This window comes from Sphaerisporangium aureirubrum, assembly GCF_042658925.1.
GTDB lineage: Bacteria > Actinomycetota > Actinomycetes > Streptosporangiales > Streptosporangiaceae > Sphaerisporangium > Sphaerisporangium aureirubrum.
Window position 1 is genome coordinate 89,393 of the sequence record NZ_JBHSRF010000004.1, and the last position, 18,361, is coordinate 107,753.

12 protein-coding genes are annotated in these 18,361 nt (G+C 71.4%); 4 read left to right on the plus strand and 8 right to left on the minus strand.

Translation table 11 applies throughout. From position 1 onward, the window contains the following. Positions 1–9 precede the first annotated feature (9 nt). Both ACFP1K_RS04375 and ACFP1K_RS04380 read right to left on the minus strand, forming a co-directional pair. Positions 10–636, minus strand: coding sequence for a response regulator (locus ACFP1K_RS04375; RefSeq protein ID WP_380747152.1), 627 nt, complete (start codon positions 634–636; stop codon positions 10–12). Beyond that, on the minus strand, positions 636–4,817 hold the full coding sequence (locus ACFP1K_RS04380) for a HAMP domain-containing protein (RefSeq protein WP_380747153.1): 4,182 nt from the start codon (positions 4,815–4,817) through the stop codon (positions 636–638). The genes ACFP1K_RS04375 and ACFP1K_RS04380 overlap by 1 nt, the downstream gene beginning before the upstream one ends. Before the next feature lie 121 nt (positions 4,818–4,938). On the opposite strand from ACFP1K_RS04380, the gene ACFP1K_RS04385 reads away from it, so the two are divergent. Continuing rightward, on the plus strand, positions 4,939–6,525 hold the full coding sequence (locus ACFP1K_RS04385) for a PP2C family protein-serine/threonine phosphatase (RefSeq protein WP_380747154.1): 1,587 nt from the start codon (positions 4,939–4,941) through the stop codon (positions 6,523–6,525). An 18-nt stretch (positions 6,526–6,543) separates the two neighbouring features. Here the strand turns inward: ACFP1K_RS04385 and ACFP1K_RS04390 are convergent, their stop codons facing one another. The 5 genes from ACFP1K_RS04390 to ACFP1K_RS04410 all read right to left on the minus strand — a co-directional run bounded on the left by ACFP1K_RS04390 (position 6,544) and on the right by ACFP1K_RS04410 (position 13,448). Next, positions 6,544–8,331, minus strand: coding sequence for a S9 family peptidase (locus ACFP1K_RS04390; protein WP_380747155.1), 1,788 nt, complete (start codon positions 8,329–8,331; stop codon positions 6,544–6,546). Between the two features lie 114 nt (positions 8,332–8,445). Next, positions 8,446–9,267: a putative RNA methyltransferase gene (locus ACFP1K_RS04395; RefSeq protein WP_380747156.1), complete on the minus strand. Its 822-nt coding sequence runs from the start codon at positions 9,265–9,267 to the stop codon at positions 8,446–8,448. Between the two features lie 189 nt (positions 9,268–9,456). Continuing rightward, positions 9,457–11,547, minus strand: coding sequence for a 3-hydroxyacyl-CoA dehydrogenase NAD-binding domain-containing protein (locus tag ACFP1K_RS04400; protein WP_380747157.1), 2,091 nt, complete (start codon positions 11,545–11,547; stop codon positions 9,457–9,459). Beyond that, complete coding sequence (locus tag ACFP1K_RS04405; RefSeq protein ID WP_380747158.1) at positions 11,544–12,743, minus strand: thiolase family protein; 1,200 nt, start codon at positions 12,741–12,743, stop codon at positions 11,544–11,546. Before ACFP1K_RS04405 ends, ACFP1K_RS04400 begins: the two co-directional genes overlap by 4 nt. Before the next feature lie 96 nt (positions 12,744–12,839). Further along, entirely contained in the window at positions 12,840–13,448 is a 609-nt protein-coding gene (locus tag ACFP1K_RS04410; RefSeq protein WP_380747159.1) for a TetR/AcrR family transcriptional regulator, read from the minus strand. A gap of 102 nt (positions 13,449–13,550) precedes the next feature. On the opposite strand from ACFP1K_RS04410, the gene ACFP1K_RS04415 reads away from it, so the two are divergent. Continuing rightward, positions 13,551–14,186 (plus strand): NAD(P)-dependent oxidoreductase, encoded by a 636-nt coding sequence (locus ACFP1K_RS04415; protein ID WP_380747160.1) that lies wholly within the window; start codon positions 13,551–13,553, stop codon positions 14,184–14,186. 250 nt (positions 14,187–14,436) lie between these two features. Continuing rightward, positions 14,437–15,219, plus strand: a complete 783-nt coding sequence (locus tag ACFP1K_RS04420) for an MBL fold metallo-hydrolase (RefSeq protein ID WP_380747161.1) — start codon at positions 14,437–14,439, stop codon at positions 15,217–15,219. A gap of 113 nt (positions 15,220–15,332) precedes the next feature. On the opposite strand, the gene ACFP1K_RS04425 is transcribed toward ACFP1K_RS04420, so the two are convergent. Then, positions 15,333–17,597 (minus strand): MMPL family transporter, encoded by a 2,265-nt coding sequence (locus ACFP1K_RS04425; protein WP_380747162.1) that lies wholly within the window; start codon positions 17,595–17,597, stop codon positions 15,333–15,335. Positions 17,598–17,769: 172 nt separating this feature from the next. Here ACFP1K_RS04425 and ACFP1K_RS04430 point away from each other — a divergent pair, with 172 nt between their 5' ends. Next, the gene (locus ACFP1K_RS04430) at positions 17,770–18,234 is read left to right on the plus strand and encodes an NUDIX domain-containing protein (protein ID WP_380747163.1); all 465 of its coding nucleotides are present in this window, start codon (positions 17,770–17,772) and stop codon (positions 18,232–18,234) included. Positions 18,235–18,361: the final 127 nt, after the last annotated feature.

Sequence of the window (18,361 nt, forward strand, 5' to 3'; positions counted from 1 at the left end):
GGCGCAGGGTCAGGACAACGCGTCGAAGCCCGCGCGCAGGTGGAGCACCCGCTCGGACAGGTCGCGCAGCGGGCCGGTGAGCGGGATGGCACCCTGGGTCTTGGCGGTCAGCTCCTTGACCCGGGTAAGCTCCTCCTCCACGGCGGTCAGCCGCCGGGACAACTCGGGCAGCACCTCGGCGCCCGTGCCGTCCGGCAGCTCGACGGCCAGCCGGTCGCGCAGCAGCGCCGCCTGGTCGGCCAGGCGGCTGTTCATGTTGTACAGCTCGACGAACACCGAGACCTTGGCGCGCAGCACCCACGGGTCGAAGGGCTTGGTGAGGTAGTCGACGGCCCCGGCGGCGTACCCGCGGAAGGCGTAGTCGGGGGCGCTGTCCACCACGGTCAGGAAGATGATCGGGATGTTGCGGGTGCGCTCGCGGCGCTTGATGTGCGCCGCGGTCTCGAAGCCGTCCATGCCCGGCATGCGCACGTCGAGCAGGATGAGGGCGAACTCGATGGCGAGCAGCGCCTTGAGCGCCTCCTCGCCGGACCTCGCCCGTACCGCCACCACGTCGAGGGAGCTGAGAATGGCCTCCAGCGCGATCAGGTTCTCCTCGCGATCGTCGACCAGGAGGATCTTCGCTCGCTCCGCCATCAACCGCGTCCCTCCTTGACCTCTCCCGAGCCCACCCGGTGGCGGGTCAGCCAGCCACGCAGACGCTCCAGCAGGCGGTCCACGTCCACCGGCTTCGGCACGTAGTCCGAGGCGCCCGAGGATATGCTCTTCTCCCGGTCGCCGTGCATGACCTTGGCCGTGAGCGCGATGATCGGCAGATCGGTGAACTGCGGCATGCGGCGGATCGCCGACGTCGTGGCCCAGCCGTCCATCTCGGGCATCATGATGTCCATCAGCACCAGCGCGACGTCCTCGTTGCGTTCGAGCTGCTCGATGCCCTCGCGGCCGTTCTCGGCGTAGACCACGGTGGAGCCGTGCCGTTCCAGCACGCTGGTCAGCGCGAACACGTTGCGGATGTCGTCGTCCACGATCAGCACCTTGGCGCCGTTCAGGGGGTCTTCGCCCTGCCAGGGCTTCACGTCGTTGTTCATGCTCAGCGACGGGATGTGGAGGTCGTCGGTGAGCGGGGCCTCGATGTTGAGCACGGGCGCCTCCGGTTCCAGGTGGCGCCCGGCGTCGTCCGGCACGCTGACCGACGCGCCGCCGTCGCCGTCCGCCAGCGGGCCGGTGTAGTTGATCGGCAGATGGAGGGTGAAGGTGCTGCCGCGGCCCGGCTCGCTGGTGGCGTGGATCTCGCCGCCGAGCAGCCGGGCGATCTCGCGGCAGATCGACAGGCCGAGGCCGGTGCCGCCGTACTTGCGGCTGGTGGTGCCGTCGGCCTGCCGGAACGCCTCGAAGATCACGTCCAGCTTGTCGGAGGCGATGCCGATGCCGGTGTCCACCACCGAGAAGGACAGGATGTCCTCGGCGCCGCGCAGCGTCTCGTCGATGTACGGCACCTCGCCCGCGGCCCGCGAGACGCGCAGGCGCACCTCGCCCTTCGGGGTGAACTTCACCGCGTTGGACAGGAGGTTGCGCAGCACCTGCTGGAGGCGCTGCTCGTCGGTGAGGAGCTCCTCGGGCACCGAGGGGTCGACCTCGACGCTGAACGACAGGCCCTTGTCCCTGGCCAGCGGCGCGAACGTCGCCTCGACGTAGTCGACCAGCTTGGGCACGGAGAGCTGCTGCGGGTGGACGTCCATGCGGCCGGCCTCGACCTTGGACAGGTCGAGGATGTCGTTGATCAGCTGGAGCAGCGCCGACCCGGCCCCGTGGATGGTGCGGGCGAACTCGACCTGCTGGGAGGTGAGGTTGCCGTCGCTGTTCTCGGTGAGCAGCTTGGCCAGCACCAGCAGGCTGTTCAGCGGGGTGCGCAGCTCGTGGGACATGTTGGCGAGGAACTCGGACTTGTAGCGCGAGGAGACCGCGAGCTGCTCGGCCCGCTCCTCCAGGGTGCGCCGCGCCTGCTCGATCTGGAAGTTCTGGATCTCGATGGCGCGGTTCTGCTTGGCCAGCAGCGCGGCCTTGTCCTCCAGCTCGGCGTTGGAGCGGCGCAGCTCCTCCTGCTGGCGCTGCAGCTCGTCCGAGCGCTCGCGCAGCTCGGTGGTGAGCCGCTGGGACTCGGTGAGCAGGCCCTCGGTGCGGGAGTTGGCGATGATGGTGTTCATCGTGACGCCGATGGTCTCGACGAGCTGGTTGAGGAAGGCCAGGTGGACGTCGTCGAACCGGCCGAGTGACGCCAGCTCGACCACGCCGAGCACCTGGTCCTCGAAGAGGACGGGGAGCACGACGATCTGGGCTGGTGTGGAGCTGCTCAGGCCGGTGTCGATGGTGAGGAATCCGGCCGGCACGTCGTCCAGCACGATCGGGCGGCCCTCGGCGGCGGCCTGGCCGACGATGCCCTCGCCGAGCGCGAAGCTCTGCCTGGCCCGGCTGCCGGGCCGCACGCCGTACCCGGCGATGAGCCGCAGCCTGCCGTCCCTGGTGCCGGTGACCATGTAGAAGGCGCCGTGCGCGGCGGAGACCAGCGGGGTCAGCTCGCTCATGATCAGCTTGGCGACCTCCATGAGGTCGCGGTGGCCCTGCATCAGCCGGGAGACGCGGGCCAGGTTGGACTTCAGCCAGTCCTGCTGCTGGTTGGCCTTGGTGGTGGCGACGAGGTTGGACACCATCGTGTTGATGTTGTCCTTCAGGTCGGCCAGCTCGCCCTGGGCCTGGACGCTGATCGAGCGGGTCAGGTCGCCGCGGGCGACCGCGCTGGTCACCTCGGCGATGGCGCGCACCTGGGTGGTGAGGTTGCTGGCCAGCTCGTTCACGCTCTCGGTGAGCTGCTTCCAGGTGCCCTCGACGCCCTCCACCCGGGCCTGGCCGCCGAGACGGCCGTCCGAGGCGACCTCGCGGGCCACACGGGTGACCTCGGAGGCGAACGAGGAGAGCTGGTCCACCATCTTGTTGATGGTGGTCTTCAGCACCAGGATCTCGCCCTGGGCGTCCACGTCGATCTTGCGGGAGAGGTCGCCACGGGCGACGGCCGTGGTGACCTCGCCGATGTTGCGGACCTGGTAGGTCAGGTTGGTGGCCATGAGGTTGACGTTGTCGGTGAGGTCCTTCCACACACCGGACACGCCGCGGACCCGGGCCTGGCCGCCCAGCTGGCCCATGGTGCCGACCTCGCGGGCCACGCGGGTCACCTCGTCGGCGAACAGCGAGAGCTGGTCGACCATGGTGTTCACCGTGTCCTTGAGCTGCAGGATCTCGCCCTGCGCGTCCACGGTGATCTTCTTGGAGAGGTTGCCCTGCACCACGGCGGTGGAGACGGCCGCGATCTGCCGCACCTGGGAGGTCAGGTTGTTGGCCATGAAGTTGACGTTGTCGGTGAGGTCCTTCCAGACGCCCGACACGCCGTGCACCTGGGCCTGGCCGCCCAGCTGGCCCTCCGAGCCGACCTCGCGGGCGACCCGGCTCACCTCGGAGGCCACCAGCGACAGCTGGTCGACCATCGTGTTGATCGTGGACTTCAGCTCCAGGATCTCGCCCTGGGCGTCCACGTCGATCTTCTTGGACAGGTCGCCGCCCGCGACGGCCTTGGTGACCTGGGCGATGTTGCGGACCTGGTAGGTCAGGTTGTTCGCCATGGAGTTGACGTTGTCGGTGAGGTCCTTCCAGACGCCCGACACGCCCTTCACGTCGGCGCGGCCGCCGAGCTGGCCCTCGGTGCCGACCTCGCGGGCCACGCGGGTGACCTCGTCGGCGAACATCGAGAGCTGGTCGACCATGGTGTTGAGGGTGTCCTTGAGCTGGAGCACCTCGCCCTGCGCGTCCGCGGTGATCTTTTTGGAGAGGTCGCCCTGGGCCACCGCCGTCGCCACGGTGGCGATGCTGCGCACCTGGCTGGTGAGGTTGCTCGCCATGACGTTGACGTTGTCCGTCAGGTCCTTCCAGACGCCGGACACGCCGCGCACCCGGGCCTGGCCGCCGAGCTCGCCCTCGGTGCCGACCTCGCGGGCCACGCGGGTGACCTCTTCGGCGAAGGCCGAGAGCTGGTCGACCATGGTGTTGACGGTGTTCTTGAGTTCGAGCATCTCGCCGACGGCGTCGACGGTGACCTTGCGCGACAGGTCGCCGCGCGCCACGGCGGTGGTGACGACCGCGATGTCGCGGACCTGGGCCGAGACCCGGCTGGACATGGTGTTGACGGCCTCGGTGAGGTCGCGCCAGCTGCCGGACATGCCGCGGAGGTTGGCCCGCCCGCCGAGCTGGCCCTCCGAGCCGACCTCGCGGGCGACCCGGGTGACCTCGGAGCTGAACAGCGCCAGCTGGTCGACCATGCCGTTGATCGCCTTGCCGAGGCGGCGCACCTCGCCCCGGGCCGTGCGGTCCATGTCGATGCGGCGGGACAGGTCGCCCTGGGCGACGGCGTCCAGCACGTCGGCCGCGCTGCTGACCGGGCCCACGAGGGCGTCGATGAGGTCGTTGACCGAGTGGACGCTCTCCGCCCAGGAGCCCACGCCGGGGCCCGGGGTCAGGCGGACGCCGAACCGTCCTTCCTTGACGACTTCCCGGCGCACGCGCAGGAGTTCGTTGGCCAGGTGCTCGCGGCGGTCGGCCACTTCGTTGATCAGCAGCCGCACCTCGCTGAGGATGCCTGGCGCCGCATGGGGTACGCGCCGCCGGAAGTCGCCGTCACGCCAAGCGACGAGCGTCTCCAGCAACGGCCGGAGATCGGACTCGGTGTAAGACCGCTCCGAACCGGACCCCGCGAGAGTCGGGGTGCCCTTCATGAAGCCTCCTTCACGCTGTTCGGGCGGGACATGGAGTAGTGCCAGTCTGGCATGAAGGACACTATGCGGTCGCCTGCTCCGCTGACCGCATGTGACGGCCATCTGTGGTATGCACGGTGTGATGACGAATTTTTCCCGAGGTGCCCTGGCCGCGTCGTTCGTGGCGGGCAAGGCGGCCCTACCCGCCGCGAGGCAGTTCACGCACGAGGTGCTCACCGCGTGGGCCGCCACGTCGATCCTTGCGGACGCCGAACGACTCACGGGAGAATTCGTCACAGAAGTAGGCGATGTCCCATTTGAAATTGTATGGGGCCATCAGGGGGACGCCGTCCAGATCGAGGTCCGGCAGCGGGCGGACGACGACAGGGCACCCGCCGCCCCCGCCGTCCCGGTGGCCGCCTGGGGCGTCACCTTCTCCGGCACCCAGCGCACCACCTGGGCCCGGCTCGGCCTGCCGCACACCATGTCGCCCCGGGAGGACCGCGAGGGCGGCGTGACCGAGACCACCTCGCGCGGCCCCGGGTGGCTCGGCTTCCTCGCCGACGCCAGCGACCTCCTGGCCGGCACCCTCGACCCGGACATGGTCCCCGCGCTGATCGCGCAGATCGTGGTGCCCCGCCTGGCCACCTGGTGCGCCGTCTACACCGCCGACAACGGCAGCGGCCAGCACGACCTGGCCTATCTCTGGCACGCCGACGAGTCCAGGATGGACGCCCTGCGCGACCTCCTCGCCGACGCCGCGATCCCCTCGGCCGACGATCTCCGGCCCATGCCGATCTCCCTGCCCGACTGGCAGTCGCTCGCCTTCCCGCTGGTGGCCAGGGGCCGCAGCCTCGGCGTCATGTGCCTCGGCCGGTCCGGCCGCTTCCCCGACGACATCGCCCAGCTCGCCGAGGACCTCGCCCGCCGGGCCGCGCTGGCCATGGACAACGCCCGCCTGTACGCCCAGCAGGCCGACGCCAACCGCGCCCTGCAGCGCAGCCTGCTGCCGCCGGGCGTGCCCGCCGTCACCCCCGGCCTCGACTACTCCGTGGTGTACGAACCCGCGGGCGAGACCAACGAGGTGGGCGGCGACTTCTACGATCTGTTCGCCACCGCCGACGGCACGTGGCGGTTCGCCATCGGCGACGTCTGCGGCACCGGCCCCGAGGCCGCCGCGGTCACCGGGCTGGCCCGCCACACGCTGCGGCTGCTGGCCCGTGAGGGGTACGACGTGGCGGCGGTCGTCTCCCGGCTCAACCGGGCGATCCTCGAGGAGGGCGAGCGGGCCAGGTTCCTCACCCTGCTGCACGGCGAGATCACCCGGACCGACGAGGGGCTTGAGCTGTCGCTGATCTCCGCCGGGCACCCCGAGGCGCTGCGGCTGCGGCCGACCGGCGTGGTGGAGGCCGTGGTGACCGCCCAGTCGCTGCTCGGTGTCTTCCCCGAGGCCGAGTTCGAGGCCGAGCGGGTGGTCCTGGCGCCGGGGGACGTGCTGCTCGGCGTGACCGACGGCGTCACCGAGCGCCGGTCGGGCACGCGGCTGCTGGACGACGAGGGCGGTCTCGGCAAGCTGCTGGCCGAGTGCGTCGACCTGTCGGCCCGCGCGGTCGCCGAGCGCATCCACCGCGCCGTCCTGGACTTCGCGAGCGAGCCGAGCGCCGACGACCTGGCGATCCTGGTCCTGCGCGCCGAGCGGCCCGAGGCCGCCGCGCAGGGCGTCCGCTGACCTACGACGGGGTCCGGGCTACCGGGTGCCGCTTCGCCGGTCGGGGCCGGTGTGCTTGCGGGCGAAGTCGAGCTGCGTGGTCATCTGCTTGATCCGCTCCTCGATGACCAGGGTGCCGTGCCCGGCGTTGTAGCGGTAGACCTCGAAGTCGTGCCGGCGCTCGGACAGGCGCTCCAGGTACTTCTCGATCTGCCCGATCGGCGAGCGCGGGTCGTTCTCCCCGGCCAGCACGAGCAGCGGCGCCTGCACGGCGTCCAGGTAGGAGATCGGCGAGGAGCTGGCGTACCGGTCGGGCACCTCCTGCGGGGAGCCGCCGAACAGCGCGCGGTGGTAGGCGCGCAGGCCCTCGGTCTCGTCGCGGTAGGTGGCGGCGTGGTCGGCGATCGGCACCGCCGCGATGCCCGCGGTCCACGCCTTGGGCTGGGTGCCGAGAGCGAGCAGGGTCAGGTAGCCGCCCCACGAGGAGCCCGCGAGCACCAGCCGCTCGGGATCGGCGCCGCCCTGCTCGACGGCCCAGTCGCGCACCGCCGACACGTCGGCCAGCTCGATGTGGCCCACCTCGCCGCGCAGCGCGTCCCGCCACGCCGAGCCGTATCCGGTCGAGCCGCGGTAGTTGACCCTGACCACGGTGAACCCGGCGTCCACCCACGCCGCGACGTTCGGCAGGAACGAGTCGTCGTCCTGGGCGGCGGGGCCGCCGTGCAGCAGGAACACCGTGGGGTACGGCGGGTTGCCGGTCTCCGGCCGGGACACCAGGGCGTGCACGCGCCCGCCCGGCCCTTCCACGAAGACGTCCTCCAGCGGGACCGACGGCGGCGCGGACGGCCCGGACTGGTTCATCACGACGTGACCGCCGCTCGACCTGATCACCGGCGGGTGGGCGGCGCTGGACCAGGAGTACTCCACCACGCCGTCCGGGCGGGGCATGGCGTCGTGGATGACGCCGTGCAACGTTTTGATCGGCGTCAGGCCGCCACCGCCGAGGTCGTACCGGAACAGCTCGGTCCGCGCGCGGTTGTTGTGGCCGATCAGCAGGGCGCGCCCGTCGTGGTACCAGTCCGCGGTGATCTCACCGGGCACCCGCAGCCAGATCTCGCGCTGCTCGCCGGTCAGCGGGTCCCAGACCAGCGGCTCGCGCCTGCCGCGGCGCTCGTGCAGGGCGAGGATGCGCCGGTCGTTGATGGACGGCGCGAAGCGCACGCCGGAGAAGCCCTTGCCCGGCCCGTCGTGCAGGTCGGCGGCCACCCGGCCGTCCGGCCGCAGCACGCGCAGCGCGGGGTGGCGCGAGTCGCCGTGCTCGCTGTGGCTGACCGCGATCAGGGTGCCGTCCAGCGACATCCCGGCGACCTGCGCGAACTCACGGGACTCGTAGATCACGGCCGGCTTCTCGCCGCAGCCCCTGACCAGCAGGACCTGGAAGCCGTGGCGGCTGCTGCGGCCCACGGCCGCGATGCCGGTGGCGGACAGCGCCAGGCCGGTCGGGTGCCCCGGCGCGAGGTCGGGGTGGGCCGGTGCCTCCGGGCCGCCGCCGAACGGCTGGCGCATCCAGATGCCGAACTCGTCGCCGTAGGTGTCGGCGAACCACCAGATCCACTGGCCGGTGGGGTCGATCGCCGCGTGGGAGGTGCCCCGGGGACGCTTGGTGACCTGGCGGGTCGAGCCGATCGAGCGGTCCCAGGCGTGGATCTCCCACGTGCCGGAGCTGTTGCAGCGGTACACGGCCTTGGCGGGTGCCAGCCGCGCCCAGATGGGCAGCGTCATACGTGCCGCTCGGAACCTGGCCTGCCAGCGTTCCTCGGCCTTCATGGGGGTGCCCCTCCCTCACGCTCTCCCGGTCGGGATCGGCGGGTTGCCGTTAAGTATGTCGCTTCTAAACGGAAGATGGCCTACAAAGTCGCGGAAAATCTCATTCCTTGGCTTCTAGGTGATCTTACGGAACATGGAGATCCTGCACGACATATTCACGGCGACCGGATCCGGCAACCGTGAAATCTCCTTCGCGAGCGCCATCGGGTCAGTGTGCCAGGCATTCGGGCCCATTCCCACCGCGGCTTCGACGTCCTCGTGGCCGAGCGTGAGCTCGTACTCCTCGATCATGTGCCCGGCCTCGGCGAAGTGCCCGGCGAGCGCCTCGCCGAGCCTGCGCTCCTTGGCCTCCCCGACCGACAGCAGGCCGAGCCGCGCGACCAGCGGCGCCAGGTGGCCCGGGGTCGGGGTGACCACGGCCAGAACGCCGCCGGGGGCCAGGACCCGGGCGAACTCAGGCCCGTTGCGCGGGGCGAAGACGTTGAGCAGCACCTCGGCCCGGCCGTCCTTGACCGGCAGCGGGCGCCACACGTCGGCCACCACGGCGCCGATCCGGGGGTGCGCGCGGGCCGCCCGCTTCAGCGCGTGCTTGGAGATGTCGAGGGCGATGCCCACGGCCGCCGGGCCGAGCGCGGCGGCCAGGTGGTAGCCGGTGCCCGCACCCGCGTCCAGCACCACACCGGCCGGCGCGGCGATCTCGCGCAGGCGGTCGGCCACCGGGGCGAAGTGCCCGGCGCCGAGGAACCTGGCCCGCGCCTCCACCATGGCCGGGGTGTCGGCCGTGCCCGCCGGGGCCGAGCCGGTGCGCAGGCTCACGTACCCCTGCCGGGCGACGTCGAAGCCGTGGCCGGCCGCGCAGCGCGCCACCCCGCCCGCGAGGGTGAGGTCCTCCCGGCACACCGGGCAGGCGAGGTGCTCGATGACGTCGGCCAGCATGCCCCAATCATCCCGGACCCCCGCGCCTCCCCGGTCACAGCGCCCCGGGGGCGGCGCGGGGGCGGCGTTCCGACCCGGCCCCCGATCACGCCCGGACGCGTGATCGGGCGCCGGATCAGGCTCAGATCCGGCCCGTGCCTGCCGCGTCGCTCCCCGGGCGGCAGACGGGCCCAGGTCGCGGCGCGTCCATCAGGCGGGGACCGAGGCCACGCCGGGGGCGAGGAAGGCGCGGCCGGCGACGGCGGCGGAGACGCCGGTGCGGTCGAGGTACGGCGTGATGCCGCCGGTGTGGAACGGCCAGCCCGCGCCGAGGATGAGGCACAGGTCGATGTCCTCGGGCGCGGACACCACGCCCTCGTCCAGCATCAGCCGGACCTCCTGCGCGAGGGCCCGCAGCGCGCGGTCCTTGACCTCGACGGCGCCGGGCCCGTCGCCCGCGCCGGCGAAGATCTCCCGGGCCTCGGGGTCGACGGTCATGTCCGCCGCGTACACGCCGGGCTTGCCGGCCTTCACCAGCTCGGCGAGGTTGGCCGACACCGCGAACCGGTCGGGGAACGCCTCGTGCAGCGTCTCGGCCACGTGCAGCGCCACGGCAGGGCCGACCAGCTGAAGCAGGGTGAACGGCGTCATGGGCAGCCCCAGGCCGTCCAGCGCGTGGTCGGCCGTCTCGATCGAGGTGCCCTCGTCGACGGCGCCGATCACCTCACCCATGAGGCGCACCAGCAGCCGGTTCACCACGAACGCCGGGGCGTCCTTCACCAGCACGCTGGACTTCCGCAGCGCCTTCCCGACCGCGAACGCGGTGGCCAGCGCGGCATCGTCGGTGCGCTCGCCGCGGACGATCTCCAGCAGGGGCAGCACCGCCACCGGGTTGAAGAAGTGGAGCCCCACCACCCGCTCGGGGTGCCGCAGGTCGGCCGCCATCGCGGTGATCGGCAGCGACGAGGTGTTGGTGGCGAGCACGCACTCGGGCCCGACCACGTCCTCGACCTCGGCGAAGACCTGCTTCTTGACCTTGAGGTCCTCGAACACGGCCTCGATCACCAGGTCGGCCCCGGCGAACGCGTCCTTGGTCAGCGACCCGGTGACCAGCCCCTTGAGCCGGTTGGCCTTGTCGCCGTCGATCCTGCCCTTGGCCAGCAGCCGGTCGACCTCGGCGTGGACGTACCCGACGCCCTTGTCGAGACGGGCCTGGTCCAGGTCGGTGAGCACGACCGGGACCTCCAGGCGGCGGGCGAACAGCAGGGCCAGCTGGGAGGCCATCAGGCCCGCCCCCACCACGCCGACCTTGGTGACCGGCCGGGCCAGGGCCCTGTCCGGGGCGCCCGCGGGCCGCTTGGCCCGCCGCTGCACCAGGTCGAAGGAGTACAGCCCTGCGCGCAGCTCGTCGCCCATCACCAGGTCGGCCAGGGCGCTCGTCTCGGCCGCGAACCCCTCGTCCCGCCCGGCGGTGCGGGCCAGCTCCACCAGCTCCAGGGCGCGGTACGGCGCGGGCGAGGCGCCGCGCACCTTGAGGTCGGTCAGGGCGCGGGCCCCGGCCACGGCGGCCTGCCACGCGTCGGCGTCCGCGGTGAACGGCGGGCGGCTGACGGCGGCCTCGCCGGTCAGCACCCGGGCCGCCCAGCGCAGCGACTCCTCCAGGAAGTCGGCGGGTTCGAAGATCGCGTCGGCCACGCCGAGCCGATACGCCTCCCTGCCGTCGATCATCTTGTTCTGGGCGAGCGGGTTGTCGATGATCAGCTTGAGGGCGTTGCTCGGGCCGATGAGCCGGGGCAGCAACTGCGTGCCGCCCCAGCCGGGCACCAGGCCGAGGAAGACCTCGGGCAGCGCGACCGCCGGGACGCCCGCGGAGATCGTCCGGTAGGCGCAGTGCAGGGCCACCTCCAGCCCCCCGCCCATCGCCGCGCCGTTGACGAACGCGAACGTCGGCACCTCCAGCTCGCCGAGGCGGCGGAACACCTCGTGCCCGAGCCTGCCGAGCTCCTCGGCCTGCTCGCGGCGGCGCACCAGTGCGGCGCCCTTGAGGTCGGCGCCCACGGCGAAGATGAACGGCTTGCCGGTGAGGCCGACCGCGGCGAGGTCGGTGCGCTCCTCGACGGCGTCCAGCGCCGCGCCGAGCTCGGTCAGGCCGCGCGGGCCGAAGGTGTTCGGCTTGGTGTGGTCGAAGCCGTTGTCCAGCGTGATCAGCGCCATGGTGCCCGCGCCGCCCGGCAGCCGCACGTCGCGCACCAGCGCGTGGGTGACGACCTCGTCGTCGAAGATCTCGGTGATGCCGCTCACTTGGCGCCCTCCCAGGCGAGGTTCTCCCAGACGACCGTTCCGCCCATGCCCATGCCGACGCACATCGTGGTCAGGCCGTACCGCACGTCGGGCCGGTCGCCGAACTCCCGGGCCAGCTGGGTCATCAGCCGCACCCCCGAGGAGGCCAGCGGGTGACCGAACGCGATGGCGCCGCCGTACGGGTTGACCCGGGGGTCGTCGTCGGCGATGCCGAAGTGGGACAGGAAGGCGAGCACCTGCACGGCGAACGCCTCGTTGATCTCCACCAGGCCCATGTCCTCGATGGACAGCCCGGCCAGGCGCAGCGCCCGCTCGGTGGACGGGATCGGCCCGACGCCCATGACCTCGGGGTCGACCCCGGCGAAGGCGTAGGAGACCAGCCGCATCTTGGGTGTGAGGCCGAGCTCGGCCGCCGTACCGGCCGCGGCGAGCACGCAGCCGGTGGCGCCGTCGTTCAGGCCGGCGGCGTTGCCCGCGGTGACCCGGCCGTGCGGGCGGAAGGGCGTCTTGAGCGAGGCGAGCCCCTCCATGGTGGTGCCGGGGCGCGGCGGCTCGTCCTCGGTGGCGAGGCCCCAGCCGAGCGCGCCGGTGCGGATCGCCATCGGCACCAGGTCGGGCTGGATCCGGTTGTTGGCGTACGCCTTGGCGACCTTCTCCTGGGAGGCGACGGCGAAGGCGTCCGCGCGCTCCTTGGTGATCTCGGGGTAGCGGTCGTGGAGGTTCTCCGCCGTCATGCCCATGACCAGCGCGGAGCCGTCCACCAGCTTCTCGGACAGGAACCGGGGGTTGGGGTCGACGCCCTCACCCATGGGGTGGCGGCCCATGTGCTCCACGCCGCCCGCGATGGCGACGTCGTAGGCGCCGAACGCGATGCCGCCCGCGACGGAGGTGACGGCGGTCATCGCGCCCGCGCACATGCGGTCGACGGCGTAGCCGGGCACGGACTTGGGGAGCCCGGCGAGGACGGCGGCGGAGCGGCCGATGGTGAGGCCCTGGTCGCCGATCTGGGTGGTCGCGGCGATGGCGACCTCGTCGACCCGCTCGGGCGGCAGGCCGGGGTTGCGGCGGATGAGTTCGCGGATGACGCGCACCACCAGGTCGTCGGCGCGTGTCTCCGCGTACAGGCCCTTCGGCCCCGACCTGCCGAAGGGGGTGCGCACGCCGTCGACGAACACGACGTCACGGGACGTTGGCACGGGCTGGCTCCTCGTTGCTGGGCGGCTTCACGCCTCTGTGCTACTCGCGAGTAACATCATGCCACGCCGCCGTCCCGGGGCCTACCCCGGTGGTCGTCAGGCGATGCCGCGCAGCACGGTACGCGCCAGGCCGGCCGCGAACTCCGCGAGGGGACGGGTGTGGACCTCGGGCCCCATGAAGTGGCCGAGGAACGCGCGCTGGTGGCAGGCGCCGAGCAGCATCGCGGCGGCCGACTCCACGTCGGCGTCCTGGCGGATCTCGCCGCGCGACCGCATGGTCCGCAGCAGGTCGGTGAGGGACTCCAGCGGCTTCTGCGGCCCGGCGCCGATCTTGCGCAGCCCTTCGCGATGGCGTTCCAGCAGGGCGGGCTCGGCGAACAGCGACGAGCCGATGGGCATGGTGGCCTCGTAGAACCGTGTGGCGGCGCTCGCGATCTCGGTGAGGGTCTCCTCCGGCGCCTGGTCGCTCGCGTCCGCGGCCAGCTGGGCCAGCAGGGCGCCGAACCAGGGCATGCGCTCCTGCAGCACGGTGACGAACAGCTCCTCCTTGCCGGAGAAGTGGCGGTAGAGGGCCGCCTCCGAGCAGCCCGCGGCCTTGGCGATCTCCTTTGTCGTGACCCGCGCCAGCCCCAGCGTGCGCATGAGTTCGACGGCGGCGTCCAGGATACGGGCCCGGGTGAGGGCGCCGCTGCGCTCGTGAGGCATCGGACGGATTCTGCCTTTCACCGGACGGAACTTTGATACACGCCAGAAGGGTCTCCATTCTAGGATGTAAGTGAGTACTCACCAACCATGGGGAGACGACGAATGAAACTCACAGTCTTCGGGGGCACCGGCCGCACGGGGCAGCACATCGTCAAGCAGGCGCTGGACGCCGGGCACGAGGTGGCCGCCGTCGTACGCGACCCTGCACGGCTGCCCGTCAGCCACTCGGCCCTGGAAGTGATCACCGCCGACGTGACGAGCCCCGGCCCGCTGCGCCCCGCGCTGGCCGGCCGGGAAGCCGTCATCTCGGCCATAGGCCCCCGCTCCCGCAAGGACGCCGGCATCGCGACCGGCGCCACCCGCGCGATCATCCAGGCGATGGAACAGAGCGACGTCCGCAGGCTGGTCATCCTCAGCGCCGTCCCCGTCGGCCCCATCCCCGAGGACGAAGGCATGCTGTACCGCGCCGTCCTGTCCCCCCTGCTGCGCCGCCTGCTCCGCGACGTCTACGCCGACCTCGCCGCCATGGAGGAAGAGGCCCGCCGCAGCACCACCGAATGGACGGTCGTCCGCCCACCCCGCCTCACCGACAAGCCCCTGACGGAACGCTACCGCCGAGAAATAGGCGGCAACGTCCCCCACGGCCGCTTCATCTCCCGCGCCGACCTGGCCCACGCCATGCTGGCGACCCTCGACGACCCGGCCACGGTAAAACAACCAGTAGGCATCGCCTACTGACCCTCCCCTCAGGCGCGGGCCCTCTCGAAGGCCCGCGCCTTCTCACTCCCGTCGCGTATGTCCAGACATTCAGCGGGCATGCGCACCTTTGAAAGGTGCCTTCGGCGCAGTCTCTTTTCCGGCGACCCTCACCGCACTCGCCACCCGCCGCCGCGCGGCACACGCGGACAGGTCGGCCCTGACCTGATCACATCAGGCCGGGGATCGAGATGATCTAGGGTGGGCGGGTAGCCGATCCCATGGGGGTTCCATGTCGTACGCGCCCAGGCTGGTGTCCGGGGTGGAGGTCACGCCGATTCTGGATGCGGTGGGGCCTATGGGGAAGGCGTTGCGGCGGCCGCTCGGGGAGTTGTTCCGCGGTGGGGGGGCCGCGGTGTGGGAGGGGTGGGACGAGGAGTGGGTGTTGCACTTTCGGTGTTATCTGGTGCGGGACGGGCGTGGGCGGGTCGTGCTGGTGGACGCGGGGATCGGGGGGGCCGACTCGCCGGCGGCCAGTTGGGCGCCGGCGCCGGGGGGGTTGATCACCGAGCTGGCGGGGCACGGGGTCGCGCCGGGGGATGTGGACACCGTGGTGCTGACGCATCTGCACAGTGATCACGCGAGTGGGGCCGTCACCGAGGGGGTGCCCGCGTTTCCGAACGCGCGGCATGTCATCCAGCGGGCCGAGATCGAGTGGATCGAGGACGGGGGGCCGAATCCCATCCAGCAGCGGGTCCTGCGGCCGCTCACCACGCTGATCGACGCGGTGGACGGGGAGGCCACCCTCCTGCCGGGGGTGCGCGTGCTGCCCGCTCCGGGGCACACGCCGGGGCATCAGGTGGTCGAGATCGGGGAGGTCACCCTGACCGGTGACCTCGTGGTGCACCCGGTCCAGGTGGCGAACCCGGCGATCACGTACGCCCACGACGAGGACCCGGCGCTGGCCGTGCGGACCCGGCGGGCCGTGCTCGACGGTGTGCGCGCGAGGCGGGGCGCGATCGGGACCTCCCACTTCGCGGCTCCGTTCACCGAGCTGGCAGATCCCGGGGAATGAGAAACGGCCTGGCGTCACCTCCCCCTGGAAGGTGACGCCAGGCCCTGGTCCCCCGTCGTGGTCCTCTGGGCCCCGGGAGGACGACGCTGTCCGTCCCGGGGCGGTCTTGGTGTTCAGCCGACCGGGAGGGGCTCCCTGCGCTGCTGGACGAGGTCGGGACGATCGTCGTCGTCATCGTCGTCGTCCCCGTGGGAGAGCTCCGGGAGCCAGTTCAGCCAGCGCGGCAGGTACCAGTTCCAGTCGCCGAGCAGCTTCATCGTGGCGGGCAGCAGGACCGCCCGGACGATGGTGGCGTCGATGAGGATCGCCGCCGCCAGGCCGACGCCCATCTGCATGAAGGTCAGCAGCGACAGGGTGGCGAAGGTCCCGAACACCGCGACCATGATCAGCGCGGCGCTGGTCACCACGCCCGCCGTCGACCGGATGCCGTACGAGACCGCGTCCTCGGTGCGCATGCCCCGGTCGTACGCCTCGCGGATCCGGCTCAGGATGAACACGTGGTAGTCCATCGACAGGCCGAACAGGATCACGAACAGGAACATCGGGAGCCAGTCGGTGATGGTGCCGGTGGAGGTGAAGCCGAGCAGTCCCTCGCCGTACCCGCGCTGGAAGACCAGCACCAGCACCCCGTACGCCGCCGCCACCGACAGCAGGTTGAGCAGGATCGCCTTCACCGCGACCACCAGCGACCGGAACGAGCTCAGCAGCAGCAGGAAGGCCAGCAGCAGCACGAACCCGAACACCAGCGGCGCCGACCGGGAGAGCTGCGCGTTGAAGTCCATCGACCCGGCGACGTTCCCCGTGACGTGCGCCGATCCCACCCCGGCCAGTGTCCCGGGGATGACCTTCTCGCGCAGGGTGCGGACCGTCCCCTCGGCGGCCGCGCCTTCGCCCTTCATGCCGATGGAGATCCGCGCCACCGTCTTGTCCGGGTTGACCTGCACGCTGAACGGCTCGTTGGTCTGCCCGGTGGCCAGCGCCCGGGTCTTGAAGGAGTCGATGGCCGCCTTCACCTCGGGCGTGGTCACGTCCGCCGCCTTGAGCACCACGATCGCGGGCTCGTTGCCGCCGGGGAACGCCGCGTCGATCCGCTTGAAGGTGTTGGCGATGGCGTAGTTGCCCTGCAGGTCGTCGATCGTCTGCGGGCCGGTGCGCAGGCCGAACGCCGGGATGGCCAGCGCGACGAGCAGGCCGCCCGCGAGCACGACCGACACCAGCGGGTGGCGCAGCACCGGGGTGAGGACGGCGTTCCACAGGCGGCCCTCGCCGCCGCGCCCGAGTTTGCGCTCCCAGGTGACCCGGCCGCCGGTGACCGTGCGTACGGTGCCGTGGATCAGCCGTGCGTTGATCTTGTCGCCGATCAGGGAGAGCAACGCCGGCAGTACGGTGAGCGAGCCCATCATCGCGACCAGCACCACCAGGATCGTGCCCTCGGCGAAGCCCATGAAGATGCCGTTGCCGGTGAGGAACATCCCGGCCATCGCGACGATCACCGTGATGCCGGAGATCAGCACCGCCCGCCCCGAGGTGGCCGCCGCGATCTCGATGGCCCGCTGCTTGTCGCGGCCCTTCGCCCGTTCCTCGCGTTCCCTGCGGATGTAGAACAGCGAGTAGTCCACGCCGACCGCGAGGCCGATGAGCAGCATGAGGTTCGGCGTCGCGCCGTCGACGTGCAGGAGCTGGCTGGTCAGCGCGAGCAGGCCCGTCGCGCCGATGATCGCGGTCATCGCCAGCGCCAGGGGCACCAGTGCGGCGAGCAGCGCGCCGAAGGCCGCGAGCAGGATGCCGAAGGTGATGGGCAGCGACAGCTGCTCGGCCCTGACGAAGTCCTTGTCGATCGCCTCACCGATGAGCTTGTCCGCGCTCGCCCCGCCGGCCTGCTCGACGTGCAGGTCGGGGTAGCTCTTCTGCACGCCGGCCACGGCGTTCAGCACCGGCTGCACCCGGTCCCCGGCGGACTTGGCCTCGCCCTTCATGTCGAACTGCACGAGCGTGGTGTGCTTGTCCGGGGTGACCGGCGACGGCGGGTCGTCGTACGGCGTGCGGACGTTGGTGACCTGCCCCGTGGCGGTCACCGCGTCCTTGACCCGGGTCACGGCCTCGCGGAACCGCGCGTCGGTGACCACCGGCCCGTCACCCGGCGACTGGATGAGCACGACCTCACCCGCGACATCGGGGAACTTGGCCCCGTCCAGGATGCGACCCGCCTCGCGGGAGTCGCCGTTCGCGCTCTCGTAGCCCTTCATCTGGGCCGTGCCGACGGCGCTGCCCGCGATGGTGGCCACCGCGACGAAGGCCACCCAAATCATGATCGCCGCCCAGCGGTGGCGGGCACTCCACCCGCCCACGGACGCGGCCAGGTTTCTCCGGCGTCTCATCGTTTCTATCCCCCAGCTCGGTTTTTCTTCTGAAGGTAGAAGTGGAAAAAGGGGGATACATCAGCCGTGAATGGCAATTGACGGGTACTGCCGCAGGGGTAGCCCGCCACACGCCGTCCGCCTGAAGACCTACGGGACCGCCCCTAGGGGAAGCCGGGGTTACCTTCAGAACATGAACTTCCTGCCGGCGCACGATTTCTTCGCGCAACTGAACAAGACCGTCGCCGCCGCAGGCGCGCTGATCACCGACCCCACGGGCCGCGTCCTCCTCGTGAAGCCCAACTACCGCGACCACTGGGGCTGGCCCGGCGGCCACGTGGACGAACACGAGACCCCCGACCAGGCCTGCGCCCGCGAAGTGACCGAAGAGCTCGGCCTCACTCTGCCGGTAGGCCGCCTGTTGGTGATCCACTGGAACCCGCCCAGCGGCGACCGCCCCGTCCCGCTGATCCATTTCCTCTTCGACTGCGGCGAGATCCCAGGGGACGAGGGGATCATCCTGCAGGAGGAGGAACTCGACGACTACCGCTTCTTCCCTCCAGAAGAGGGAGCCGCCCTGCTCTCACCCCACTTCGCCAAGCGCCTGCGCGCCTCCCTGACCGCGAGAGCCCAGGGAAGCACGATCTACCTCACCTGAGCCGTCCGCTCAATGTCTCTTCGCGGTCCCCGGCTTCGCGCCGGTGGCACGAGCGACGCCGCCCGCCGCGCGGAGGCAGGGGCGACGATCCCGGCCAGGTGGTGGGCCGCATGAGGGCGCTGATCGA